This window comes from Stenotrophomonas sp. PUT21 (genome assembly GCF_052232875.1).
Lineage (GTDB): Bacteria > Pseudomonadota > Gammaproteobacteria > Xanthomonadales > Xanthomonadaceae > Stenotrophomonas > Stenotrophomonas maltophilia_N.
Genome location: NZ_CP197645.1, coordinates 1,244,900 through 1,267,197, shown reverse-complemented (window position 1 = coordinate 1,267,197; position 22,298 = coordinate 1,244,900). Strand labels below are relative to the sequence as shown.

Here is a 22,298-nt window from a genome sequence, read left to right as displayed (position 1 = left end):
CCGGAAGCGCCCCGCCTCTCCCCATCAGCACAGAAGGGCCGTGCCTGGCGACAAAACCGTCGACTGCCGCCCGGACCATCAGGACCCGACCGTTGGTCTACCCGCGGTGTTTCCATGCACTTGAAAACCCAGCCCGCCACCCCTACCCCTTGAGCCAGCCGCCGCGCCAGGCGCGGCAATGTCCCAAGGAGCAACACGACCCATGACCGTGCAGACCCAAAAAGAAACCCTGGGCTTCCAGACCGAAGTCAAACAGCTGCTGCAGCTGATGATCCACTCGCTGTACTCCAACAAGGAAATCTTCCTTCGCGAGCTCATCTCCAACGCGGCCGACGCCTCGGACAAGCTGCGCTTCGAAGCGCTGACCCAGCCGGCCCTGCTCGAGAACGACGGCGACCTGCGCATCCGCGTCAGCTTCGATGCCACGGCCAACACCCTGACCATCGACGACAACGGCATCGGCATGAGCCGTGACGAAGCGATCGCCCACCTGGGCACCATCGCCAAATCCGGCACCGGCGACTTCCTGCGCCAGCTCTCCGGCGACCAGAAGAAGGACTCCCAGCTGATCGGCCAGTTCGGCGTCGGCTTCTACAGCGCCTTCATCGTCGCCGACCAGGTGGACGTCTACTCCCGTCGCGCCGGCCTGCCCGCCAGCGAGGGCGTGCACTGGTCCTCGCGCGGCGAAGGCGAGTTCGACGTGGAGAGCATCGACAAGCCCGAACGCGGCACCCGCATCGTGCTGCACCTGAAAGATGACCAGCGCGACTTCGCCGATGGCTGGCGCCTGCGCGGCATCATCAAGAAGTACTCCGACCACATCGGCCTGCCGATCCAGATGGTCAAGGAACACCACGGCGAAGACGCCCCGGCCGAGACCGAATGGGAAACCGTCAACCGTGCCAGCGCGCTGTGGACCCGCCCACGTACCGAGATCACCGACGCCGAGTACCAGGAGTTCTACAAGCACGCCGCGCACGACCATCAGGATCCGCTGGCGTGGAGCCACAACAAGGTCGAAGGCAAGCTGGAGTACACCTCGCTGCTGTACGTGCCCGGCCACGCCCCGTTCGATCTGTACCACCGTGACGCACCCAAGGGCCTGAAGCTCTATGTGCAGCGCGTGTTCGTGATGGACCAGGCCGAGCAGTTCCTGCCGCTGTACCTGCGCTTCATCAAGGGCGTGGTGGATTCCAACGATCTGTCGTTGAACGTCTCGCGCGAAATCCTGCAGTCCGGCCCGGTCATCGATTCGATGAAGTCGGCGCTGACCAAGCGCTCGCTGGACATGCTGGACAAGCTGGCCAAGGACAAGCCGGAGGTCTATGCCGGCTTCTGGAAGCAGTTCGGCCAGGTGCTCAAGGAAGGTCCGGCCGAGGATTACGGCAACCGCGAGAAGATCGCCGGCCTGCTGCGTTTCGCCTCCACCCATGACGACAGCGGCGAACCCAGCGTCTCGCTGGCCGACTACGTGGGCCGCATGATCGAGGGCCAGGACAAGATCTACTTCCTGACCGGCGACAGCCACACCCAGGTCAAGGACAGCCCTCACCTGGAAGTGTTCCGCAAGAAGGGCGTGGAAGTGCTGCTGCTTACCGACCGCATCGACGAATGGCTGATGGGGTACCTGACCGAGTTCGACGGCAAGTCGTTCGTCGATGTCGCGCGTGGCGATCTGGACCTGGGCGCGCTGGAAACCGCCGAAGACAAGCAGGCCCAGGAAGCCGTGGCCAAGGACAAGCAGGCGCTGGTGGACCGTATCAAGGCCGCCCTGGGCGATGACGTTGCCGACGTGCGCGTCTCGCACCGCCTGACCGACTCCCCGGCGATCCTGGCGATCGGCGAACAGGACCTGGGGCTGCAGATGCGCCAGATCCTGGAAGCCAGCGGCCAGAAGGTGCCCGACAGCAAGCCGGTGTTCGAGTTCAACCCCGGCCATCCGCTGATCGGGAAGCTGGACCAGGAAGGCGACGCCGCGCGCTTCGATGACCTGAGCCGCGTGCTGTTCGACCAGGCCGCGCTGGCGGCCGGTGACACGCTGAAGGACCCGGCGGCGTATGTGCGCCGGCTCAACAAGCTGTTGCTGGAGCTGTCGGCGTAAGGCGTTCTGCAGGTGGGCGCCGGCTCCGTGTCGGCGCCCTGTTGCGGACGGTGATGCGTGGCGCTGGGCAGCGGCTGGCGCGCCCCGCCGGGATCAGGCCCAGCGGTCCAGCAGGGTGCCCAGCATGTCGTCCTGGCGGCGCACCACGGTCGCGTTGGCGGCAAACGCCAGCGCGGCTTCTTTCGCCGTGAGCAGGTCCGCGATCGGCGCATTGGCATCGTCGGGCGCGGCGACCACGCTGGCGGTCACACCGCCTCCTGCCGCTGCCGCCTGCGCGACACCCAGCCGGGTGGCATCCCTGACCGGCAACCTCGCCACGTTGGAGGCGGCGGCCTGCAGACCCAGCGAGGCTGCACGCATGCCGGCACTGGCAATGGACATCACGCTCATCGGTCACCGTTTTTCTGCTGTTCCGACCGCGCCCGCATGGCGCAGCCCTTCACAACCGGTAACGGCCGCATCGGCCATTACTTGAGCCCCGCCCCACCGCACCTGCACGCCCATGGGCCTTCAGGGTGCAGTGGTAGCATACCCCTCTGATTTCAGCGTCTTTTGCCAATGCTCAGCTTCTTCCGTCGCAAAAAGCCCCAGGACGCCCCGCAAGAGGCGGCCAAGACCCAGCATTACTCCACCGAGGAGCTGGCCGCCGCGTTCCCGCAGGCCACGCCCGAGCCTGCAGCAGCGCCGGCGCCCGCGCCGTTGCCGCCCGTGGTGGAAGCCCCGGTGCCTGCTGCCACGCCGGTCCAGCGCGAGATCGCACCGACGCCGGTTGAGACTGCACCTGTCGTTGCCACCCCGGTTGTGCCTGCGCCGGTTGTGCCTGCGCCCGCCGTACCGGCGCCTGTGGTCGCACCGCCTGTTGCCCCGGCGCCGGTCGCCCCGGCTCCGGCTACGCCTGCACCTGTCGTTGCGGCACCGGTTCCACCAGCGCCGGCAGAAAGCCGTGCACCCGCCGCACCGGCCCCGGCACCCGCCGTGCCGGTGAGCGCGCCTGCGCCGGCTGTCATCGCGCCGGCAGCGCCCGCCCCGGTTAGTCCGGCAACACCCGTCACGCCGGCTGTTCCGGTCACACCGACAACGCCCGTTACGCCAGCTGCTCCGGCTGCGCCGACCATCGTGACCGAGCGCCCGTCCTCCCAGGACATCGCCCCCGCCGCGGCCGGCAAGAGCGGCTGGCGCGAGCGCCTGCGCAACAGCGTGATCGCCCGCAGCTTCGGCGGCCTGTTCTCGCGCAATCCCAAGCTCGATGACGACCTGCTCGATGAGCTGGAAACCGCGTTGATCACCGCCGATGTCGGTGTCGGCGCGACCACCGCGCTGGTCGAAGGGCTGCGCAAGCGGATGAAGGCGCGCGAGTTCGCCGATGCCAATGCGCTGCTCACCGCGCTGCGCGCCGAGCTGATCGCGATCCTGCAGCCGGTCGCCAAGCCGCTGGTGATCGACCGCACCGCCAAGCCGTTCGTGGTACTCACCGTCGGCGTCAACGGTGTCGGCAAGACCACCACCATCGGCAAGCTGGCCAAGCGCTTCAAGGACGACGGCCACAGTCTGATGCTGGCCGCTGGCGATACCTTCCGTGCCGCCGCCGTTGCGCAGCTGCAGGCCTGGGGCGAGCGCAATGGCGTGGCCGTGGTCGCGCAGGGCCAGAACGCCGATGCGGCCTCGGTCGCGTTCGATGCGCTGCAGGCCGGCAAGGCACGCGGCACCGAAGTGCTGATCGCCGATACCGCCGGCCGCCTGCATACCCAGGCCGGGCTGATGAACGAGCTCGGCAAGATCCGCCGCGTGCTCGGCAAGATCGACGCCCATGCGCCGCATGAAGTGCTGATGGTCATCGATGGCACCACCGGCCAGAACGCGCTCTCGCAGCTGCGTCAGTTCCATGCCGCGGTCAACGTGACCGGTCTGGTGGTGACCAAGCTGGATGGCACCGCCAAGGGCGGCGTGGTGTTCGCGCTGGCCCGCGAGTTCGGCATTCCGATCCGCTTCTGCGGCATCGGCGAGCGCCCGGAAGACCTGCGCGTGTTCGATCCGGAAGCCTTTGTCGACGCCCTGCTGCCCGAAGCGCTCGGCGCCTGATCACCGCCGCGCCAGGCAGCAGCTCCACTTGTAGCGCCACCCCATGGGTGGCTGCTTCACCTCCGTGACCGGCACCCCCGGCTGCCGATGCAGCCACGCCTCGCGTGGCTTCAGCCCTTCTCCGGAATCTGCATGACCCGCCAGCCTCCCGCCAGCGCCGTATTGCCTGCCGACGATGTGTTCGTTTCCCGGCTGCTGCACTGGTTCGACGACCATGGCCGGCACGACCTGCCCTGGCAGCACCCGCGCTCGCCGTACCGGGTATGGCTGTCGGAGATCATGCTGCAGCAGACCCAGGTCAGCACGGTCATTCCGTACTTCCTGAAGTTCCTCGAGGCGTTCCCGACCCTGCCCGACCTCGCCGCGGCGAGCAATGATGCGGTGATGGCGCAGTGGGCAGGCCTGGGCTATTACGCCCGTGCCCGCAACCTGCATGCCGCCGCGCAGCGCTGCATCGAGCTGCACGGCGGCGAGCTGCCGCGTGATTTTGATGCCTTGCATGCGCTGCCGGGCATCGGCCGCAGCACCGCGGGCGCGATCCTCAGCCAGGCCTGGAATGATCGCTTCGCGATCCTGGATGGCAACGTCAAACGCGTGTTGACCCGCTATCACGGCATCGAGGGCTTTCCCGGCCTGCCGGCGATCGAAAAGCAGCTCTGGGCGGTCGCCGAGGCGCACGCAGCGCAGGTACCCGGAACGCGCATGGTCGATTACACCCAGGCGCAGATGGACCTCGGCGCCAGCGTCTGCAGCCGCAGCAAACCGGCCTGCGTGATCTGCCCGCTGCAGGCCACCTGCGTCGCCCGCCGCGAAGGGCGCACCGACCAGCTGCCGACGCCCAAGCCCAGCAAGACCCTGCCCGAGCGCGAGGCGGTGGCGCTGCTGCTGCGCGATGCACGCGGCCGTGTGCTGCTGCAGAAGCGGCCGGACACCGGCATCTGGGCGCAGCTGTGGACCCTGCCCCAGGCCGAGAGCGGGATCGCGCTGCAGGACTGGTTCGACGCACATATCGACGGCTCGCTGGACGATGCAGAGCCGCTGCCGGTGCTGGAGCACACCTTCAGCCACTACCGGCTGCATCTGCAGGTACTGGTGGCAACGGTACAGGGCTCGCGCGGTAAGGATGCCGGCGTGCGCTGGGTCGCTGCCGAGGAGCTGGCCACGCTGGGCCTGCCCGCCCCGATCCGCAAGCTGCTCCAGACCGGTGCACCGCCCGCTCAGCCCAAGCGCCGTACAATGCGGCGCGCAGCAACATCCCAAGACATCGAGTAACGCTATGCCCCGCACCGTTTTCTGCCAGTACGAACAACGCGACGCCGAAGGCCTGGACTTCGTGCCCTACCCCGGCGAGCTGGGCCAGCGCATCTTCAACCACATCGGCAAGCCGGCGTGGTCCGCGTGGCTGGCGCACCAGACCATGCTGATCAACGAAAACCGGCTGTCGCCGCGGGATCCCAAGCACCGTGCGTTCCTGGAAGAGGAACTGGTGAAGTACCTCTTCAGCGGTGGCGCCGAGAAGCCGGCCGGGTTCGTACCGGAGGCCTGATCGCCGCGGATACCGACCGCCGGTCGGTAGCTACCGCCAGGGTGTGGCGATCGCGAGATCGCGGTGCCCTCGTCGATGTGCCTTGGCTGGCCAGCGGCCGGCACTACGGGGTCGGCGCCTGCTGGCCCTCTTCGCGCTCCTGCACCTGTGCCTGGCGCAGTTCCTGCTCGGACGCGCGCAGCGCTTTGGTATCCAGCTTGCGGATGCTGCTGATGAAGCACGGCAGGTTCACCGGGCCGGCCGTCGGGTCACGCACCAGCACCTTGTCGAAGCGCGAGGAGACGCGGCCGATCCGGCTGGTCAGCCCGATCGCCGAGGCGTAGTCCAGCCCTTGGCACGGGCCGGCCAGGTCCAGCAGATAGCCTTCGCTCGGGCGCGTCCACACCGCCAGCGCGCTGTCGCCCAGGGCGGTCCAGCCGGACAACGAGCCGTACAGCGGCATGTCCTGTTGCGGTGGCCCGGCATGGGCACGGTAGAGATCGAGCTTCTGCGCGGTGGACAGGCGGCCGGTACTGGCGCACGCGGCCAGGCCAAGGCACAGGACCGCGATGGCAAGGGTCTGCTTCATGACGCCTCCTGCTGGGGAATGTGCGCCGATCATGCGCCGCCTGGCGTGCTCCCGGCGAGAGGGACCCGCCGGGTGTTCAGCGCTCAGGCAGGCACGGCTGCCTGCTCAGACCTCGCTGTGCGCCAGGCTGTGCAGCCGCCCTTCGCGCAGCTCCAGCACGCGGTCCAGCTTGCGCGCCAGGGAGCGGTCATGGGTCACCAGCACCAGGCTGGTATGGTGCGCGCGGTTGAGCTCGAGCATCAGCTCGAACACAGTCGCGGCGGTCTTGTCGTCCAGGTTGCCGGTCGGCTCGTCGCCAAGCACGCAGGCCGGGCGGTTGACCAGCGCGCGGGCCACGGCAGCGCGCTGGCGCTCACCGCCGGACAGCTCGCCGGGCTTGTGGTCCAGGCGATGGCCCAGGCCGACCGACTCCAGCAGCGCCTGCGCGCGGGTGCGCGCATCCGCCACTTCATCGCCGCCAAGCAGCACCGGCATCATCACGTTTTCCAGCGCGGTGAATTCGGGCAACAGGTGATGGAACTGGTACACGAAGCCAAGCGCGCGGTTGCGCAGCCGGCCGCGCTGGCTGTCGGACAGGCCGGACATGCGCTGGCCGGCGACATATACCTCGCCCGCCGTCGGCGTATCCAGGCCACCGAGCAGGTGCAGCAGGGTGCTCTTGCCGGCGCCGGAGGCACCGATGATGGCCACGGTCTCGCCGGCGGCCACGCGCAGGTCCAGCCCGTTGAACACCGGCGTCTGCATGCGGCCTTCGGCGTAGGTCTTGGCCAGGGCTTCGGCGCGGATGACTTCCTGGCCCAGGGTGAGTGCTTCATTCATAACGCAGGGCCTCCGCCGGCTGGGTACGTGCCGCGCGCCAGGCGGGATACAGGGTGGCAAGGAAGCTCATGACCAGCGCCACGGCGGTGATCACGATGATGTCCGGGGTCTGCATGTCGGTCGGCAGGCCGGTGATGTAGTACACGTCCTCCGGCAGCAGCTTGACGTTGAACAGCGTCTCGATCGCGCCGAGGATGCGCTCCAGGTTCAAGGTCAGGGTGATGCCGCCAATGACGCCCAGCACGGTGCCGAAGATGCCGATCAGCGAGCCCTGCACCATGAACACCTGCATCACGCCACCCGGCGTCAGGCCCAGCGTGCGCAGGATCGCGATGTCGGCCTGCTTGTCGGTCACCAGCATCACCTGCGAGGAGACCAGGTTGAAGGCGCCCATGGCGATGATCAGCGAGAGCAGGATGCCCATCACCACCTTCTCCATGCGCAGCGAGTGGTACAGGTTGGCGTTCTGCTGGGTCCAGTCGCTGACGCGGTAGGCACCGGTCAGGTTGTGCGCCAGATCGACGCCGACGTCCAGCGCCTTGTCCATGTCATGCAGTTTCAGGCGCACGCCGGTGACGCCATCGATGCGCAGCACTTTTTCCAGATCGGCCATGTTGGCGTAGGCCACGCCACGGTCAACCTCGTTGTAGCCGGCTTCGAAGATGCCGCTCACGGTGAAGCGTTTCATCCGCGGGATGGCGCCGATCGGCGTGCCCTGCACTTCGGCCAACGTCACCAGCACCGTATCGCCGACGCCGACGCCGAGGTAGATCGCCAGCTCCTGGCCGACCAGCAGGTTGTAGCTGCCCGCGGTCAGGCTGTCGAAACTGCCTTTCTTGACCTTCTGGTTGATCACCGAGACGTTCGGCTCCAGCGCCGGGTCGATGCCCTGCACGATGGCGCCCTGCACGCGGGGGCCGCTGAGCATGGCCTGGATTTCGATGTACGGCGCCGCTCCGGCGACACGCGGGTCCTTCTTGGCCACCTCGACCGCATGCGCCCAATCGGCCATGGGCGCGCCGTCGGTGGTGATGGTGGTATGCGCGGTCATCTGCAGCAGGCGATCGCGGATTTCCTTCTGGAAACCGCTCATGACCGCCAGCGTGGTGATCAGCACGGTCACGCCCAGGGCAATGCCGAGGATCGAGGCCATGGAGATGAAGGAGATGAAGCCGTTGCGGCGTTTGGCGCGCAGGTAGCGCAGGCCAATCGAGACAGGTATGGGTTTGAACATGCAGGTACGCCGGACAATTCAGGCTATGGTGCCACTGCAGGGGGTGAACGGGAAATGCAGTGTGCCCGGACGGCTAGTCGCAGTTCACGTGCCTGTGCCTGCGGAAGGGTATCGGGCCAGAACAGGCGCCAGTGGCGGCGGCCCTGCTGCCGCCAGGCCAGCTGCACCAGCGGGCCGCGGCGGCGCATCTGCAGGTCCTCGACCGGCGCGTCATCCACCTGCGCGGGGCCCTCATCGGCAGGGATCACGAACATGCAGCCCGGGCGGCGCGCATACCGCCACGCCTCCAGCCACGTCCCGGCCATCGCCACGAAGCCCGATGCCAGGCCCCAGGGCGTCGGCAGATCGGTGGCCCACAACGCCCAGGGCATCAGCGCGCCCATGGCGATCAGCGCGCGGCACTGCCAGCGCGAGGGCTGCCACTCAAGCTGGCAGGGCGCGGATCCGGGCGATGAGGGCGGCGGGCGCGGCATGCGGGCACTCCTCGTAACCCATGAACCAGCGCCACAACTTATCGTCCTCGCTTTCGAGCAGGAACAGGAAAACCTCGCGCTCGTCTGTCGGTGCCTGCCCCCAGCAACGGTCCAGGTAACGGCCGAACAGCTGGTCCAGCTCGCGCATGCCGCGACGGCAACGCCAGCGCAGTTTCTTGAGTTCGGTTGCTTCGTCCATTTTCTGCGTTTCCAGATAAGGCAAAGCCACGCATGGCGTGGCTCTACCGTTTCGATCATTTTCTGCAGAACCCCGCATGGCGCGGCCCCACAGTTTCCACCCTTTGTTGCAGGGCCACGCATGGCGTGGCGCTACAGGACACCGCTGGATCAGGCGCGACGCGCCATCATCAGCTTCTTGATCTCGGCAATCGCCAGCGCCGGGTTCAGGCCCTTCGGGCAGGTCCGCGAGCAGTTCATGATGGTGTGGCAGCGGTACAGCTTGAACGGGTCTTCCAGCTCGTCCAGGCGCGCACCGGTGTCTTCATCGCGCGAGTCGATGATCCAGCGGTAGGCCTGCAGCAGAATGGCCGGGCCCAGGTAACGCTCGCCATTCCACCAGTAGCTCGGGCAGCTGGTCGAGCAGCACGCGCACAGGATGCACTCGTACAGGCCGTCCAGCTTCTTGCGGTCTTCCGGCGACTGCAGACGCTCGCGATCCGGCGGCGGCGGGGTCTGGGTACGGATCCACGGCTTGATCGAGGCGTACTGCGCGTAGAAGTGGGTCAGGTCCGGCACCAGATCCTTGACCACGCTCATGTGCGGCAGCGGGTAGATCGGCACTTCGGCCTTGCCGCAGTCGGCGATGGCGCGGGTGCAGGCCAGCGTGTTGGTGCCGTCGATGTTCATCGCGCACGAACCGCAGATGCCCTCGCGGCACGACCGGCGGAAGGTCAGGGTCGGATCGATCTCGTTCTTGATCTTGATCAGCGCGTCCAGAACCATCGGGCCGCAGGCGTCCAGATCGATCTCGTACGTATCGGTGCGCGGATTGCTGTCGTCGTCGGGACTCCAGCGGTAGATCTTGAAGGTGCGGGTGTTCTTCGCACCGGTCTGGGCGGGGAAGTGCTTGCCCTTTCCGATCTTGGAATTCTTGGGGAGGGAAAACTCGGCCATGGCTGTTCTCGTTGGCTCAGGCGGCTCGCGCTGCGGGGCAGGCGCGGGTAGCACGGAAGATGAGGAAGTCGACACCGCCGGCCAGCGGCGCACGCACCACCCCACCCGTGCGGGGGGAGGCGATGGCGAGCGCTGCGTGGACGGAGGTCATGCCGCAGGTCTCTTAGTAAACGCGCGGCTTGGGCGGGACGACGTCCACGTCCTTGCTCAGCGTGTACATGTGGACCGGACGGTAGTCGAACTCGCACTTGCCGTTCTCGTCGACGTTGACCAGCGTGTGCTTCTGCCAGTTGACGTCGTCGCGGTCCGGGAAGTCCTCATGCGCATGCGCGCCGCGGCTTTCCTTGCGCTGTTCGGCCGAGTTGATCGTCGCCACCGCGTTGAGCAGCAGGTTGTTCAGCTCGTAGGTTTCGATCAGGTCCGAGTTCCACACCAGCGAACGGTCGGAGACCTTGACGTCCTGGAAGGAGTCGAAGATTTCGGCCATCTTGGCGCAGCCCTCTTCCAGCGTCTTGCTGGTACGGAACACCGCCGCGTCGTTCTGCATGGTGCGCTGCATGCGATCGCGGATGACCGAGGTCGGGGTGTCGCCGTTGGCATAACGCAGCTTGTCGAGCAGGCCCAGGGCCTTGTCGCACGCATCGGACGGCAGGGTCTTGTGCGGCTGGCCCGGCTTGATGGTGTCGGCGCAGCGGTTGGCCACCGCACGGCCGAACACGACCAGATCCAGCAGCGAGTTCGAGCCCAGGCGGTTGGCGCCGTGCACGGAGACGCAGGCCGCTTCGCCGATGGCGTACAGGCCCGGCACGACCGCATCGGGGTTGTCGCCGACCTTGCGCACGACTTCGCCGTGGTAGTTGGTCGGGATGCCACCCATGTTGTAGTGCACGGTCGGGATGACCGGGATCGGCTGCTTGTGCACGTCCACCCCGGCGAAGATGCGGGCGCTTTCAGCGATGCCCGGCAGCTTGTCGTCGATGACGCCCGGGCCGAGGTGGGTCAGGTCGAGCAGGATGTGATCCTTGTGCTCGCCGACGCCGCGGCCTTCGCGGATCTCGATGGTCATCGAACGCGATACCACGTCGCGCGAGGCCAGATCCTTGTAGTGCGGTGCATAGCGCTCCATGAAGCGCTCGCCGTTGCTGTTGCGCAGGATGCCGCCTTCGCCGCGCACGCCTTCGGTGATCAGGCAGCCCGCGCCGTAGATACCGGTCGGGTGGAACTGCACGAACTCCATGTCCTGCATCGGCAGGCCGGCACGCATGACCAGACCGCCGCCGTCGCCGGTGCAGGTGTGGGCCGAGGTGGCGCTGAAGTAGGCACGGCCGTAACCGCCGGTGGCCAGCACCACGCCGTGGGCGCGGAACAGGTGCAGCGAGCCGTCGGCCATGTCCAGCGCGAGCACGCCGCGGCAGACGCCTTCCTCATCGAAGATCAGGTCGAGGGCGAAGTACTCGATCATGAAGCGCGCGTTGTGCGCCAGCGACTGCTGGTACAGCGTGTGCAGCATGGCGTGGCCGGTACGGTCGGCCGCGGCGCAGGTGCGCTGCGCGGACGGGCCTTCGCCGTACTTGGTGGTCATGCCGCCGAACGGGCGCTGGTAGATCTTGCCGTCTTCGGTACGGCTGAACGGCACCCCGTAGTGCTCCAGTTCGATGATGGCCGGGATCGCTTCGCGGCACATGTACTCGATGGCGTCCTGGTCACCCAGCCAATCCGAGCCCTTGATGGTGTCGAAGAAGTGGTAGCGCCAGTCGTCCTCACCCATGTTGCCCAGCGCGGCGGAAATACCGCCCTGCGCGGCCACGGTGTGCGAACGGGTCGGGAAGACCTTGGTCAGGCAGACCGTCTGCAGGCCCTTGGCGGCAAGACCGAACGTGGCGCGCAGGCCAGCACCGCCGGCGCCGACCACGACCATGTCGTACTTGTGTTCCGTAATCTTGTAAGCGGACATCTAATCTGGATTCCTGTCTTGGTGCCTGGACTCAGGCAACGCCGAGCGCAATGCGGGCGACCGCAAACACACTGACGATCGCGCCGAGCACGGCGATGAACTTCACCGTGGTCTGCAGCGCCAGGGCCAGCAGCGAGTTATGGATGTAGTCTTCCAGCACGACCTGCAGGCCGAGCTGGGCGTGCCAGAACATCGCGACCAGGAAGCCGACCAGCAGCACCGCGTTCCACGGCTTGGACACCACATCGGTGGCGGTCACGTAATCGGCGCCGATCAGGCTCAGCACGAACACCAGGAACCAGATGGTCAGGCCGACCAGCGCGGTGGCGGTCAGGCGCTGCATCACGAAGTGCTCGGTGCCGGTCTTGGCCGCGCCCAGGCCACGCACGTTCTTCAGCGGGGTACGGTACTTGTTCATGCGGCCGCTCCCATGAAGACGTAGGCCCAGATCAGGGCGGTGATCACCAGGCTGGCGAAGACCGAGACCCAGCTGCTGCGCACGAAGGCGGGAATGGAGAAGCCGATCGCGAAGTCCTGCACGATATGGCGGATGCCATTGCACAGGTGGTAGGCGAAGGACCAGGTCCAGGCGAACAGGAAGAGCTTGCCGTACCAGCTACCGGCGTGGCCGGTGAAGCAGTTCCAGGATTCAGGACCCATCATCAGGGCGAGCAGGCCGCCGGCAATGATCAGGGCTCCAACAGACAGAAAGATGCCGGTCGCTCGATGCAGGATCGAGGTGGCCATCTGAATCTGCCAGCGATACACCTGAAGGTGCGGGGAAAGGGGACGTTCTCTGGCGGCCATTCGCTGGGCTCGTTATCTCGGCTGGGCGGCGCAATGCCGCGTTGGCTCAATGCTGATCAAAAATCGATGCAGCGTCCGTTTTTTTCCCAATCTCCGTACCGCACCGGATCAAGTCCGCCGCGGCCGCCGATTTCCAAAGGCGATGCCGGGGTCTCGGGAAGCGGATGCTCCTCCGGTACCAGCGTGCCTTCAGCTTCAGAATCTGGAGTGGGGGTTGTTTGGCCTATCATGGGTGTTCTCGCAACGCACAAATTTTAGACCCCGTTCACGTGCCTGACAACCTGCCCTCCGATTTCGCCGGCTTTTCGCGCCTCACCGGTCACCAGCTGCTCAGTCTCAGCGGTGCTGACGCGGCTGCGTTCGCCCATGCCCAATTCTCCAGCGATGTGACCGCCCTGCCCCTGCGGCATTGGCAGTGGAGCGCCTGGCTGACGGCCAAGGGCCGCACCATTGCTGTGTTCCAGCTGCTGCGGCTGGAGGAGGAGCGCATCGTGCTGGTGCTCGCCGACGGCGATGCCGATGCAATTGCGTCGCAATTGCAGCGTTTTGTATTCCGCCGCAAAGTGCGGATCGAGGTGCGCAACGACCTGGCCGTGGCGGCGAGCTTCACCGCGCCGGAAAGCGCCTCCGGGGCCGCGATTGCGCAACTTGGCGCCGAAAACATGGAATTGGACCTGGGCAGCGATGCGCTTCCGCGCAGCCTGCGGATCGGTGCGGCCGATGCCGTGGCCGCCGCCGCGGACAGCGCGGATATCGCACTGGCCTGGCGCCAGTCCGACCTTCGCTATGGGCTGCCGCGACTGGACGCCGATCAGCGTGAACAGTGGACGCCCCAGCAGCTGGGGCTGGACCGCCTGAACGGGTACAGCGTCAAGAAGGGCTGCTACCCCGGCCAGGAAATCGTGGCCCGCACCCATTTTCTGGGCAAGGCCAAACGCGCCCTGCAGTTGCTGCGGGTCGTGGAGGGCACGACCAGCGGCACACAGGTGCAGCAGAACGAGGCGGCGATCGGCACGGTCGCCTCGGTGGCCGGTGACCTGGCCCTGGCCGTGCTGCCACTGGAAATCGCGCCCGAACCGTTGACGGTCGGCGGGGTTGAGGCCGCCCATCTGCCGTTGCTGGACCGTCTGGCGCGTTAACGGCATCGACCGTTGGTCGATCCGTACGCGCCACGCCAGCATCGCGGTCCGGTAGGCGCCGACCGTTGGTCGGCGCGCCTCCCCCCTCCGCGACTTACGCGTCGTTCAAGCGCTCGCCGGTCTCTGCATCGAAGAAATGCAGGCCCTGCGGATGGATCGCCACGCGGATCGGCTCGCCGACCGGCGGCAACGCCTGCGGCGCCACGCGCATCACCAGGGGCTGGCCGCCACTGGTCATGTTGACGAAGATCTCGTTGCCGACCGGCTCGATGCCATCGATCATCGCTTCGAACGCGGTCACATCACCTGCGGCGGCCGGCTGCAGATGCTCCGGGCGCACGCCCACGGCGATCGCCTTGCCGACCCACGCCTGATCGATCCGGGCCTGGCCCAGCGGCGCGGTCAGCCCGGTGTCCTGCACGGCATAGCCACTATCGGTGCGCTGCAGGGTGCCGCGCAGCACGTTCATCGCCGGGCTGCCGAGGAAACCGGCCACGAACAGATTGGCCGGACGGTCGTACAGCGCCATCGGCGTATCGATCTGCTGGATCACGCCATCCTTGAGCACCACGATGCGCTGGCCCAAGGTCATCGCCTCGACCTGGTCATGGGTGACGTAGATCATGGTGGTGCCGAGCTTGCGGTGCAGCTGCGCGATTTCGGTGCGCACGCTGTGGCGCAGCTTGGCGTCCAGGTTGGACAGCGGCTCATCCAGCAGGAACACCGCCGGCTCGCGCACCAGCGCGCGGCCCAGCGCAACGCGCTGGCGCTGCCCGCCGGACATCGCCTTGGGCAATTTGTCCAGCATGTCGGTCAGGCCCAGGGTGTCAGCCGCCTCGCTGACCCGCTTGCTGATCGTGGCCTTGTCGTGGCCGCGCAGCTTCAGACCGAAGGCCAGGTTCTCGGCCACGGTCATGTGCGGGTACAGCGCATAACTCTGGAACACCATGGCGATGTCACGATCCTTGGGCGCCACGTCGTTGACCACGCGGTCGCCGATCGTCAGCGTGCCGCCGCTGATCTCTTCCAGGCCGGCGACCATGCGCAGCAGTGTGGACTTGCCACACCCGGACGGCCCCACCAGCACCATCAATTCACCATCGGCCACTTCGAAGGTCGCGCCCTGCACGGCCACCTGACCGTTGTCGTAGACCTTGCGAACGCCCTGCAACTGCACTTTTGCCATATCACCATTCCAGTCCGCCCGGTCTCCGGGCTGTTATGCGGAACTGCCTTCGGCCCTCCCGATGGCAGGTCGATGGCGTGGTGCCGCATGACGGCGACCACTGCAATCGAATACAGTCTGCGCATTCTGCCATGTAAACGTTTTCACGTGGCACTATCCGATAGTCGGCCGTGACCGGGGTGACGGGGAGGATGCGATATCTCCCACGACACCCGGTCGGCAGGCCATCATGCCGGGCGGAATCCATGGGGCGTGCTGCACCTGCAATAAGCAGACAACGGACCCCGCCCGACCCCCGAGAACATAGACGAGAAGCGATTGACAACGATGTCACCCGGATCTGAAACTCGAGCGATGCACGACACCCTTTTCCTGTTTGGTGCCACAGGTGACCTGGCCCAGCGCTATCTGTTCCCCTCGCTGCTGCGATTGCTGGGCGACGGTCTGCTCCCCGAAGACTTCAAGGTCCGTGCGTTGGCGCTGTCGCCGCACGATACCGAGGCCTTCCGCGAGATCCTGCGCCCGCGCCTGCAGCAGGCCATGCCGATGGCCAGCCAGGACGACATCCACTCGCTGCTGCAGCGAATCGACTACCGCTCGGTGGATCTGCGCAATCCCGAGTCCGTGGCCGAGTCGGTCCATGACCTGGTCGACCGCAAGTGTGTGAGCTACCTGGCGATCCCGCCGGGCCTGTACATCTCCACCTGCGAAGGGCTGGCCAAGGGCGGCGCGTTGGCCGCACCGCACCGCCTGATGCTGGAAAAGCCGATCGGCAGCGACAGTGCCAGCGCCGAGGAGATCATCTCCACCATCGGCCAGTGGATCGACGAAGACCGCGTGTTCCGCCTGGACCACTACCTGGGCAAGGCCGCGGTGCAGAATCTGATCGCGCTGCGCTTCGGCAATACGCTGCTCGAGGCGGTCTGGAACCGCAACTACATCGAATCGGTGCACATCCTGGTTGCCGAGAGCGAGGGCGTGGACGGCCGCGATGCGTACTACGCCCGCTCCGGCGCGCTGCGCGACATGGTCCAGAGCCACATCCTGCAGCTGCTGTGCCTGGTCGCCATGGAACCGCCCGCCTCGCTGGAAGCCGATCGCATCCGCGATGAAAAGGTCAAAGTGCTGCGCTCCCTGCGTCCGCTTGATGCCAAGCACGCCGCGCGTGACAGCGTGCGTGGCCGCTACACCGCCGGCACCATCAACGGCCAGCCCGCGCAGGCCTACCAGCCGCCGGAAGGCAGCGACGTGGAAACCTTCGCCGGTGTCACCGCGCATATCGACAACTGGCGTTGGTCCGGCGTGCCGTTCCACCTGGTCACCGGCAAGCGCCTGGCCGAGCGCACCACCCGCGTCGTGGTCACGCTCAAGCCGGTCACGCATTGGCTGTTCGAGCGCCCGCACCGTGGCAATGCCACCCCGAACCGCATCACCTTCCAGCTGCAGCCGCAGGAAAACATCGAACTGGGCCTGATGAGCTCGCTGGCCGGCCCGGAATGGGGTGCGCTGGAACTGCATCCGCTGGAACTGGAACTGTCCGTGCCGACCGGCCTGCACCGCCGTATCGCCTACGAGCGGCTGTTCCTGGATGCCTTCAACGGCAACCATGCGCTGTTCGTGCGCGATGACGAAGTGCGCGCAGCCTGGGCCTGGATCGACAGCGTCAGCGACGCGTGGAAGGAAGCCAAGCTGCCGTTGCAGCCCTACCCCGCTGGCGAATGGGGTCCGGCGGAAGCCGCCGGCTTCCTGCCTGCCGATGCCGATGCCGACGCTGCCCGTGGTGGCCAGGCATGACGGTGTTGTCCCAGCCGGTCCTGGTGGCGGATATCGGCGGTACCAATGCACGCTTCGCACTGGCCGACACTTCGCTGGCCGCGCCGCTGCAGCAGGACAGCATCCGCGAGTTCGCGGTCGCTGATTTCCCCTCGCTCGGTGAGGCCGCACGGCATTACCTCGAGCAGATCGGCGCGGAAGCCAGGCGCGGCGTGTTCGCCGTGGCCGGCCGCGTGGACGGTGACGAGGCGCGCATCACCAATCACCCGTGGGTAATCTCGCGCATGCGCACCGCGCACATGCTCGGCTTCGACGAACTGCACCTGATCAACGATTTTGCCGCCCAGGCGATGGCCATCTCGCTGCTGCAGCCGCAGGACGTGATCCAGGTCGGCGGCGCGTCGTGGGTTCCGGGCAAGCCGGGCCAGCCGCGCAACTATGCGGTGATCGGCCCGGGCACCGGGCTCGGCGTGGGCGGGTTGATCCTGCGCCACGGCCGCTGCTACCCGCTGGAAACCGAGGGCGGCCATGTCAGCTTCCCGCCGGGCACGCCGGAGGAGATCCGCATCCTGGAAATCCTGTCCGAGCAGTTCGGCCGGGTGTCCAACGAGCGCCTGATCTGCGGCCCCGGCCTGGTCAACATCCATCGCGCCGTGTGCGAGATGGCCGACATCGATCCGGGCCAGCTGCAGCCGGTGGACGTCACCGCGCGGGCGCTGCATGGCGACCCGCAGGCGATGCGCACCGTGGATGTGTTCTGCGCGGTGTTCGGCGCGATCGCCGGCGACCTGGTGCTGATGCAGGGCGCCTGGGATGGCGTGTTCCTGACCGGCGGGCTGGTGCCGAAGATGCTCGATTCGCTGCAGCACTCCGGTTTCCGCCAGCGTTTTGAACACAAGGGCCGCTTCTCTTCGATCATGTCCAAGGTGCCGTCACTGGCGGTGATGCACCCCAGCCCGGGCCTGCTCGGCGCGGCCGCGTATGCGGCGGATGTGGAACGCGATCTGCCCGGAGGCACTGCATGAATACCCTGGATACGTCCGACCGTTTCACCCTGGTCCGGCACGGCGATGCCGATGCCTGGATCGAGGCCGTCGCCGCCGAAATGGCGGTCGAGCTCAACCGCGACATCGCCGAATTCGGCCGCGCGCGCATGCTGCTCTCCGGCGGCACCACGCCGGCACCGGTCTACCAGGCGCTGGCCGAACTGGACGTGCAGTGGGACCGGGTGGAAGTGAGCCTGGTCGATGAGCGCTGGCTGTCACCGCAGGATCGCGACAGCAATGCCTGGCTGGTGAAGGAAAGTTTCCTCGCCCGCGCCGAAGGCGCGCATTTCGATCCGCTGGTGCGGGTCGGCAAGCCGCTGCCCGAGTGTGTCTACAGCGCCAACCTGCAGGCCCAGCACAGCCAGCGGCCGTGCCTGAGCGTGATCGGCATGGGCAACGACGGCCATACCGCCTCGCTGTTCCCGGGCTCGAAGGACCTGGCCCGCGCACTGGAAAGCACCCTGCCCTACGCGGCGCTGGATGCCACCGGCTGCCCCGGTGCCAACCAGTGGCCGCTGCGCATCACCCTGACTCCGCACGGCCTGAAGCAGAGCCGCCAGCGCCTGTTGCTGCTGCGTGGCAAGCAGAAGCTGGAAGTGCTCAAGCACGCGCTGGAAAGCAACAATCCGCAGCTGTATCCCATCCTCAATGCGATCGATCTCGACGGCGCGAAACTGCGCGTCCACTGGTGTGACTGAGTTGCCCCGGTGTTGTTCCGTTCGCCTTCTCATAGCCGGTAGCCAATGAGCCTGCATCCCAAACTCCATGCCATCACCGAACGCATCGTCCAGCGCAGCGCCGCCTCCCGCGCCGCCTACCTGGCCGGTGTCGACGCGGCGCTGCGCGACGGTCCGTTCCGTTCGCGCCTGAGCTGCGGCAACCTCGCCCACGGCTTCGCTGCGTGCGGCCCGACCGACAAGTCGCGCCTGCGCGGCGGCGTGACGCCCAACCTGGGCATCATCACCGCGTACAACGACATGCTTTCGGCGCATCAGCCGTTCGAGCACTACCCGGAGATCCTGCGCGAAACCGCACGCGAACTCGGTGCGACCGCACAGGTGGCCGGTGGCGTGCCGGCGATGTGCGACGGGGTCACCCAGGGCCGCGGTGGCATGGAGCTGTCGCTGTTCTCGCGCGATGTGATCGCCCAGTCGACCGCGATCGGCCTGAGCCATGACATGTTCGACGCCAGCGTCTACCTCGGCGTGTGCGACAAGATCGTGCCGGGCCTGTTGATCGGCGCGCTGGCCTTCGGCCACCTGCCGGCGATCTTCCTGCCGGCCGGCCCGATGACGCCGGGCATCCCGAACAAGCAGAAGGCCGAAGTGCGCGAGCGCTATGCCGCCGGCCAGGCAACCCGCGAGGAACTGCTGGAAGCCGAAGCCGCCTCGTACCACGGCGCCGGCACCTGCACCTTCTACGGCACTGCCAACTCCAACCAGACGCTGCTCGAGGCAATGGGCGTGCAGATGCCGGGCGCCTCGTTCGTCAATCCGGATACACCGCTGCGCGATGCGCTGACCCGCCAGGCAGCGGTACGTGCGCTGGAAATCAGCGCACTGGGCGACGACTTCCGTCCGCTCGGCCGCCTGATCGACGAACGCGCGATCGTCAACGCCGTGGTCACCCTGATGGCCACCGGCGGCTCGACCAACCACACCATCCACTGGATCGCCGTGGCGCGCGCCGCCGGCATCGTGTTGACCTGGGACGACATGGACCAGCTCTCGCAGCTGATTCCGCTGCTGGCCCGCGTCTATCCGAACGGCGAGGCTGACGTGAACCGCTTTGCAGCCGCCGGTGGCACCGCGTTCGTGTTCCGCGAGCTAATGGAGGCCGGGCTGATGCACGCCGACCTGCAGACCGTTGCCGAGGGCGGCATGCGCCAGTACGGCCAGGAGCCGGCGCTGCGCGATGGCAAGCTGACCTACATCGATGGCGTGCGCGAAAGCGCCGACCCGGATGTGGTGCGTGGCGTGGCCAATCCGTTCGAATCGCAGGGCGGCCTGCGCCTGCTGCGCGGCAACCTCGGCCGTTCGCTGATCAAGCTGTCGGCGGTGAAGCCGGAGTTCCGCACGATCGAAGCGCCGGCGGTGGTGGTCGATGCGCCGCAGGTGCTCAACAAGCTGCATGCCGCCGGCGTGCTGCCGCACGATTTCGTGGCGGTGGTGCGTTATCAGGGCCCGCGCTCCAACGGCATGCCGGAGCTGCATTCGCTGGCGCCGCTGCTCGGCCTGCTGCAGAACCAGGGCCGCCGTGTGGCGCTGGTCACCGATGGCCGTCTGTCGGGTGCGTCGGGCAAGTTCCCGGCGGCGATCCACATGACGCCGGAAGCCTCGCGTGGCGGTCCGCTGGCACGCGTGCGCGAAGGCGACATCATCCGTCTGGATGGTGAGGCGGGCACGCTGGAACTGCTGGTGGACGCGGCCGAGTTCGCGGCACGCGAGCCGGCACCGAATACGGCACCGGCCGGGCATGATCTGGGCCGCAATCTGTTCGCGATGAGCCGCCGTCTCGTGGGTCCGGCCGATCAGGGTGCGATGTCGATTTCGTGTGGGCCGGCGGCAGATGACGGCAGCATCTGGAATTACGATGCGGAATACGAGCTTGGGCATGATGCGGCGGCGGCGGATGCGCCGCATGAGGCCAAGGACGCCTGAGCTGACGCAGCGGTGGGGTTTCCTGGTTGAGGCAGCGGGATGGCCCCGACCAAGACGCGCCGTGAACCCATCCATGGGGGCTCGTCAGCGCCATCCATGGCGCTGTAACGGTCCTGGTCGGGGCCATCCCGCTGCCTCTGGACACATTTCGGCGCGTTGTGGCGTCGCACTTATTGGAAGAAGGATTGGAAACGCATGAGCATCGCCGAACATCAGAAACGCGCTGAAACCCTGTTGAAGGCTGCCGGCATTCTGCCGGTGGTGACCGTGCACACGCTGGATCAGGCCCGGGCGGTCAGTGCGGCGTTGTTGGAGGGCGGGCTGCCGGCGATCGAGCTGACGCTGCGTACGCCGGTGGCGATGGAAGCGCTCGCCATGCTCAAGCGCGAGCTGCCGGATGTGGTGGTGGGTGCGGGCACGGTGTTGACCGTGGAGCAGATGCAGCAGTCCATCGATGCCGGTGCCGATTTCCTGGTCACCCCGGGTACGCCGGCCCACATGGCCGATGCGTTGGCGCAGGCGCCGCTGCCGGTGGTGCCGGGTGCGGCGTCGCCAACGGAAATGCTGGCGCTGTATGCGCGCGGTTTCCGGGTGTGCAAGCTGTTCCCGGCCTCGGCCGTGGGCGGGCTGGCGATGATCAAGGGCCTGGCCGGTCCGATCCCGGATCTGAAGCTGTGCCCGACCGGTGGCATTACCGAAGACACCGCCGCCGAGTACCTGGAGCAGAAGAACGTGGTCTGCATCGGTGGCTCGTGGATGGTGCCGGGCGGTTGGATCGAGCGTGGCGAGTGGGACAAGGTGCGCGCGAGCGCGGCCCAGGCCGCGAAGATCGTGGCGCGGGTCCGCGCGCACTGAACGAAAACGCCCGGGCATGCCCGGGCGTTTTTTTGTCTGGCACCCGCGCGAGGATTACATCGGGCGTGCCGGATCCACCAGGCCGTACTGGCTGGCCATGCGCGCCAGTGCGATGTTGTCGTTGATGCCCATCTTCTCGAACAGGCGCGCCTTGTGCGTGTTGACGGTTTTCGCGCTCAGGCTCAGGCGCTTGGCGATGTCTTCCTGGCGCAGGCCCTGGGTGAGCAGCAGCGCCACTTCCAGTTCGCGCGGGGACAGCGTATCGAACGGCGAGTGGTTGCCTTCCACGTTGGACAGCGCGAGGTTCTGCGCGATGCTGTTGCCGAGATAACGACGGCCGAGCGCCGCATCGCGCACGGCACGCAGCAGTTCCTGGGCGTCGCAGGCCTTGCCGATGTAGCCGGAGGCACCGGCTTCGAGCAGGCGCTTGGGCATCGGGCCGTCTTCGAGCACGGAGACGATCACCACGCGGGTGCCGTGATCGCCACGAACCACCCGCTCGGTCACTTCCATGCCGCTGACGCCGGGCAGGTGCAGGTCGCACAGCACGACGTCGGGCCGCAGGCGGCGGATGTCCGGCAATGCATCTTCACCACTCTCCGCCTCGCCGATCACCTCGATGTCGGTTTCATTGGAGAGGATCATCTTCATGCCCGTGCGTACCAGAGCATGATCGTCCACCAGATACACTCGAATCGTCATCCGCCAACCTCGTCAAACACTGTGAACGGGGGCAAGCCTAGCCGCGGGATGTGTCGATCACAAGGAACCGGGTTCCCCATCATCGCGTTCTGGTCCGCGCATCACAGACATGCTGTCCTGCCCCTCCCCCTGTGCCTCTCATCCTCATCTGTTCCAGTGGAACAGCCTATGGATGCAGCCCGCCTTCATGCCGCTTTCGGCCAGTTTACCGCCGTATTCGTC

General features: G+C 66.9%; 23 protein-coding genes. 10 read left to right on the top strand and 13 right to left on the bottom strand.

What is annotated here, in order from left to right; all coding sequences use genetic code 11:
• The first annotated feature begins 202 nt into the window (after positions 1-202).
• Positions 203-2,101: a molecular chaperone HtpG gene (gene htpG / locus ACTT2I_RS06110; RefSeq protein ID WP_088432200.1), complete on the top strand. Its 1,899-nt coding sequence runs from the start codon at positions 203-205 to the stop codon at positions 2,099-2,101.
• Positions 2,102-2,194: 93 nt separating this feature from the next.
• On the opposite strand, the gene ACTT2I_RS06105 is transcribed toward htpG, so the two are convergent.
• Positions 2,195-2,491, bottom strand: coding sequence for a hypothetical protein (locus ACTT2I_RS06105; RefSeq protein ID WP_293982662.1), 297 nt, complete (start codon positions 2,489-2,491; stop codon positions 2,195-2,197).
• A 168-nt stretch (positions 2,492-2,659) separates the two neighbouring features.
• On the opposite strand from ACTT2I_RS06105, the gene ftsY reads away from it, so the two are divergent.
• From ftsY to ACTT2I_RS06090, 3 genes are all read left to right on the top strand, one after another.
• The gene (ftsY, locus tag ACTT2I_RS06100; RefSeq protein WP_421099556.1) at positions 2,660-4,180 is read left to right on the top strand and encodes a signal recognition particle-docking protein FtsY; all 1,521 of its coding nucleotides are present in this window, start codon (positions 2,660-2,662) and stop codon (positions 4,178-4,180) included.
• A gap of 132 nt (positions 4,181-4,312) precedes the next feature.
• Positions 4,313-5,452 (top strand): A/G-specific adenine glycosylase, encoded by a 1,140-nt coding sequence (gene mutY, locus ACTT2I_RS06095; protein WP_421099557.1) that lies wholly within the window; start codon positions 4,313-4,315, stop codon positions 5,450-5,452.
• A gap of 4 nt (positions 5,453-5,456) precedes the next feature.
• Positions 5,457-5,726 carry an oxidative damage protection protein gene (locus ACTT2I_RS06090; protein ID WP_088432204.1) on the top strand — a complete coding sequence of 90 codons (270 nt, stop codon included), beginning with the start codon at positions 5,457-5,459 and terminating at the stop codon, positions 5,724-5,726.
• Positions 5,727-5,829: 103 nt separating this feature from the next.
• On the opposite strand, the gene ACTT2I_RS06085 is transcribed toward ACTT2I_RS06090, so the two are convergent.
• From ACTT2I_RS06085 to ACTT2I_RS06040, 10 genes are all read right to left on the bottom strand, one after another.
• Complete coding sequence (locus ACTT2I_RS06085) at positions 5,830-6,294, bottom strand: DUF6491 family protein (RefSeq protein WP_421099558.1); 465 nt, start codon at positions 6,292-6,294, stop codon at positions 5,830-5,832.
• Between the two features lie 105 nt (positions 6,295-6,399).
• Positions 6,400-7,113, bottom strand: coding sequence for a lipoprotein-releasing ABC transporter ATP-binding protein LolD (gene lolD, locus ACTT2I_RS06080; RefSeq protein WP_088432206.1), 714 nt, complete (start codon positions 7,111-7,113; stop codon positions 6,400-6,402).
• Positions 7,106-8,347 (bottom strand): lipoprotein-releasing ABC transporter permease subunit, encoded by a 1,242-nt coding sequence (locus tag ACTT2I_RS06075; protein ID WP_088432207.1) that lies wholly within the window; start codon positions 8,345-8,347, stop codon positions 7,106-7,108. Before ACTT2I_RS06075 ends, lolD begins: the two co-directional genes overlap by 8 nt.
• Before the next feature lie 23 nt (positions 8,348-8,370).
• Positions 8,371-8,820 (bottom strand): hypothetical protein, encoded by a 450-nt coding sequence (locus tag ACTT2I_RS06070; RefSeq protein WP_421099559.1) that lies wholly within the window; start codon positions 8,818-8,820, stop codon positions 8,371-8,373.
• Entirely contained in the window at positions 8,771-9,019 is a 249-nt protein-coding gene (locus tag ACTT2I_RS06065; protein ID WP_088432209.1) for an FAD assembly factor SdhE, read from the bottom strand. Before ACTT2I_RS06065 ends, ACTT2I_RS06070 begins: the two co-directional genes overlap by 50 nt.
• Positions 9,020-9,168: 149 nt before the next feature.
• Positions 9,169-9,954: a succinate dehydrogenase iron-sulfur subunit gene (locus tag ACTT2I_RS06060; RefSeq protein WP_088432210.1), complete on the bottom strand. Its 786-nt coding sequence runs from the start codon at positions 9,952-9,954 to the stop codon at positions 9,169-9,171.
• 163 nt (positions 9,955-10,117) lie between these two features.
• Positions 10,118-11,908 (bottom strand): succinate dehydrogenase flavoprotein subunit, encoded by a 1,791-nt coding sequence (gene sdhA / locus ACTT2I_RS06055; protein ID WP_088432211.1) that lies wholly within the window; start codon positions 11,906-11,908, stop codon positions 10,118-10,120.
• A gap of 31 nt (positions 11,909-11,939) precedes the next feature.
• Positions 11,940-12,326: a succinate dehydrogenase, hydrophobic membrane anchor protein gene (sdhD, locus tag ACTT2I_RS06050; RefSeq protein WP_421099560.1), complete on the bottom strand. Its 387-nt coding sequence runs from the start codon at positions 12,324-12,326 to the stop codon at positions 11,940-11,942.
• Entirely contained in the window at positions 12,323-12,715 is a 393-nt protein-coding gene (gene sdhC / locus ACTT2I_RS06045) for a succinate dehydrogenase, cytochrome b556 subunit (protein WP_046273608.1), read from the bottom strand. Before sdhC ends, sdhD begins: the two co-directional genes overlap by 4 nt.
• A 56-nt stretch (positions 12,716-12,771) precedes the next feature.
• Positions 12,772-12,945: a DUF1674 domain-containing protein gene (locus ACTT2I_RS06040; RefSeq protein ID WP_088432213.1), complete on the bottom strand. Its 174-nt coding sequence runs from the start codon at positions 12,943-12,945 to the stop codon at positions 12,772-12,774.
• Positions 12,946-12,984: 39 nt separating this feature from the next.
• On the opposite strand from ACTT2I_RS06040, the gene ygfZ reads away from it, so the two are divergent.
• Positions 12,985-13,854 carry a CAF17-like 4Fe-4S cluster assembly/insertion protein YgfZ gene (ygfZ, locus tag ACTT2I_RS06035; RefSeq protein WP_421099561.1) on the top strand — a complete coding sequence of 290 codons (870 nt, stop codon included), beginning with the start codon at positions 12,985-12,987 and terminating at the stop codon, positions 13,852-13,854.
• A 94-nt stretch (positions 13,855-13,948) separates the two neighbouring features.
• Here ygfZ and ACTT2I_RS06030 read toward each other — a convergent pair whose 3' ends face one another.
• Positions 13,949-15,040, bottom strand: a complete 1,092-nt coding sequence (locus tag ACTT2I_RS06030; RefSeq protein ID WP_088432215.1) for an ABC transporter ATP-binding protein — start codon at positions 15,038-15,040, stop codon at positions 13,949-13,951.
• A gap of 354 nt (positions 15,041-15,394) precedes the next feature.
• On the opposite strand from ACTT2I_RS06030, the gene zwf reads away from it, so the two are divergent.
• The 5 genes from zwf to ACTT2I_RS06005 all read left to right on the top strand — a co-directional run bounded on the left by zwf (position 15,395) and on the right by ACTT2I_RS06005 (position 21,374).
• Entirely contained in the window at positions 15,395-16,834 is a 1,440-nt protein-coding gene (zwf, locus tag ACTT2I_RS06025) for a glucose-6-phosphate dehydrogenase (RefSeq protein WP_088432216.1), read from the top strand.
• A complete protein-coding gene (glk, locus tag ACTT2I_RS06020; protein WP_088432217.1) occupies positions 16,831-17,838 on the top strand; it encodes a glucokinase in 1,008 nt (335 codons plus the stop codon). Before zwf ends, glk begins: the two co-directional genes overlap by 4 nt.
• Positions 17,835-18,557 (top strand): 6-phosphogluconolactonase, encoded by a 723-nt coding sequence (gene pgl, locus ACTT2I_RS06015; RefSeq protein ID WP_421099562.1) that lies wholly within the window; start codon positions 17,835-17,837, stop codon positions 18,555-18,557. Before glk ends, pgl begins: the two co-directional genes overlap by 4 nt.
• A gap of 45 nt (positions 18,558-18,602) precedes the next feature.
• A complete protein-coding gene (gene edd / locus ACTT2I_RS06010; RefSeq protein ID WP_088432219.1) occupies positions 18,603-20,519 on the top strand; it encodes a phosphogluconate dehydratase in 1,917 nt (638 codons plus the stop codon).
• 195 nt (positions 20,520-20,714) lie between these two features.
• A complete protein-coding gene (locus ACTT2I_RS06005) occupies positions 20,715-21,374 on the top strand; it encodes a bifunctional 4-hydroxy-2-oxoglutarate aldolase/2-dehydro-3-deoxy-phosphogluconate aldolase (RefSeq protein WP_088432220.1) in 660 nt (219 codons plus the stop codon).
• A gap of 54 nt (positions 21,375-21,428) precedes the next feature.
• On the opposite strand, the gene ACTT2I_RS06000 is transcribed toward ACTT2I_RS06005, so the two are convergent.
• Positions 21,429-22,076 (bottom strand): response regulator, encoded by a 648-nt coding sequence (locus ACTT2I_RS06000; protein ID WP_088432221.1) that lies wholly within the window; start codon positions 22,074-22,076, stop codon positions 21,429-21,431.
• Between the last annotated feature and the right edge of the window lie 222 nt (positions 22,077-22,298).

Bases quoted from the DNA above. Each gene is read 5' to 3' on its own strand.
- ACTT2I_RS06030 (WP_088432215.1), bottom strand. From the start codon at position 15,040: ATGGCAAAAGTGCAGTTGCAGGGCGTTCGCAAGGTCTACGACAACGGT.
- pgl (WP_421099562.1), top strand. From the start codon at position 17,835: ATGAATACCCTGGATACGTCCGACCGTTTCACCCTGGTCCGGCACGGC.
- sdhA (WP_088432211.1), bottom strand. From the start codon at position 11,908: ATGTCCGCTTACAAGATTACGGAACACAAGTACGACATGGTCGTGGTC.
- htpG (WP_088432200.1), top strand. From the start codon at position 203: ATGACCGTGCAGACCCAAAAAGAAACCCTGGGCTTCCAGACCGAAGTC.
- lolD (WP_088432206.1), bottom strand. From the start codon at position 7,113: ATGAATGAAGCACTCACCCTGGGCCAGGAAGTCATCCGCGCCGAAGCC.
- ACTT2I_RS06075 (WP_088432207.1), bottom strand. From the start codon at position 8,347: ATGTTCAAACCCATACCTGTCTCGATTGGCCTGCGCTACCTGCGCGCC.
- ACTT2I_RS06005 (WP_088432220.1), top strand. From the start codon at position 20,715: ATGAGCATCGCCGAACATCAGAAACGCGCTGAAACCCTGTTGAAGGCT.
- glk (WP_088432217.1), top strand. From the start codon at position 16,831: ATGACGGTGTTGTCCCAGCCGGTCCTGGTGGCGGATATCGGCGGTACC.
- zwf (WP_088432216.1), top strand. From the start codon at position 15,395: ATGCACGACACCCTTTTCCTGTTTGGTGCCACAGGTGACCTGGCCCAG.
- mutY (WP_421099557.1), top strand. From the start codon at position 4,313: ATGACCCGCCAGCCTCCCGCCAGCGCCGTATTGCCTGCCGACGATGTG.
- ACTT2I_RS06070 (WP_421099559.1), bottom strand. From the start codon at position 8,820: ATGCCGCGCCCGCCGCCCTCATCGCCCGGATCCGCGCCCTGCCAGCTT.
- edd (WP_088432219.1), top strand. From the start codon at position 18,603: ATGAGCCTGCATCCCAAACTCCATGCCATCACCGAACGCATCGTCCAG.
- ACTT2I_RS06090 (WP_088432204.1), top strand. From the start codon at position 5,457: ATGCCCCGCACCGTTTTCTGCCAGTACGAACAACGCGACGCCGAAGGC.
- sdhC (WP_046273608.1), bottom strand. From the start codon at position 12,715: ATGGCCGCCAGAGAACGTCCCCTTTCCCCGCACCTTCAGGTGTATCGC.
- sdhD (WP_421099560.1), bottom strand. From the start codon at position 12,326: ATGAACAAGTACCGTACCCCGCTGAAGAACGTGCGTGGCCTGGGCGCG.
- ACTT2I_RS06085 (WP_421099558.1), bottom strand. From the start codon at position 6,294: ATGAAGCAGACCCTTGCCATCGCGGTCCTGTGCCTTGGCCTGGCCGCG.
- ftsY (WP_421099556.1), top strand. From the start codon at position 2,660: ATGCTCAGCTTCTTCCGTCGCAAAAAGCCCCAGGACGCCCCGCAAGAG.
- ACTT2I_RS06040 (WP_088432213.1), bottom strand. From the start codon at position 12,945: ATGATAGGCCAAACAACCCCCACTCCAGATTCTGAAGCTGAAGGCACG.
- ACTT2I_RS06060 (WP_088432210.1), bottom strand. From the start codon at position 9,954: ATGGCCGAGTTTTCCCTCCCCAAGAATTCCAAGATCGGAAAGGGCAAG.
- ACTT2I_RS06105 (WP_293982662.1), bottom strand. From the start codon at position 2,491: ATGAGCGTGATGTCCATTGCCAGTGCCGGCATGCGTGCAGCCTCGCTG.
- ACTT2I_RS06065 (WP_088432209.1), bottom strand. From the start codon at position 9,019: ATGGACGAAGCAACCGAACTCAAGAAACTGCGCTGGCGTTGCCGTCGC.
- ACTT2I_RS06000 (WP_088432221.1), bottom strand. From the start codon at position 22,076: ATGACGATTCGAGTGTATCTGGTGGACGATCATGCTCTGGTACGCACG.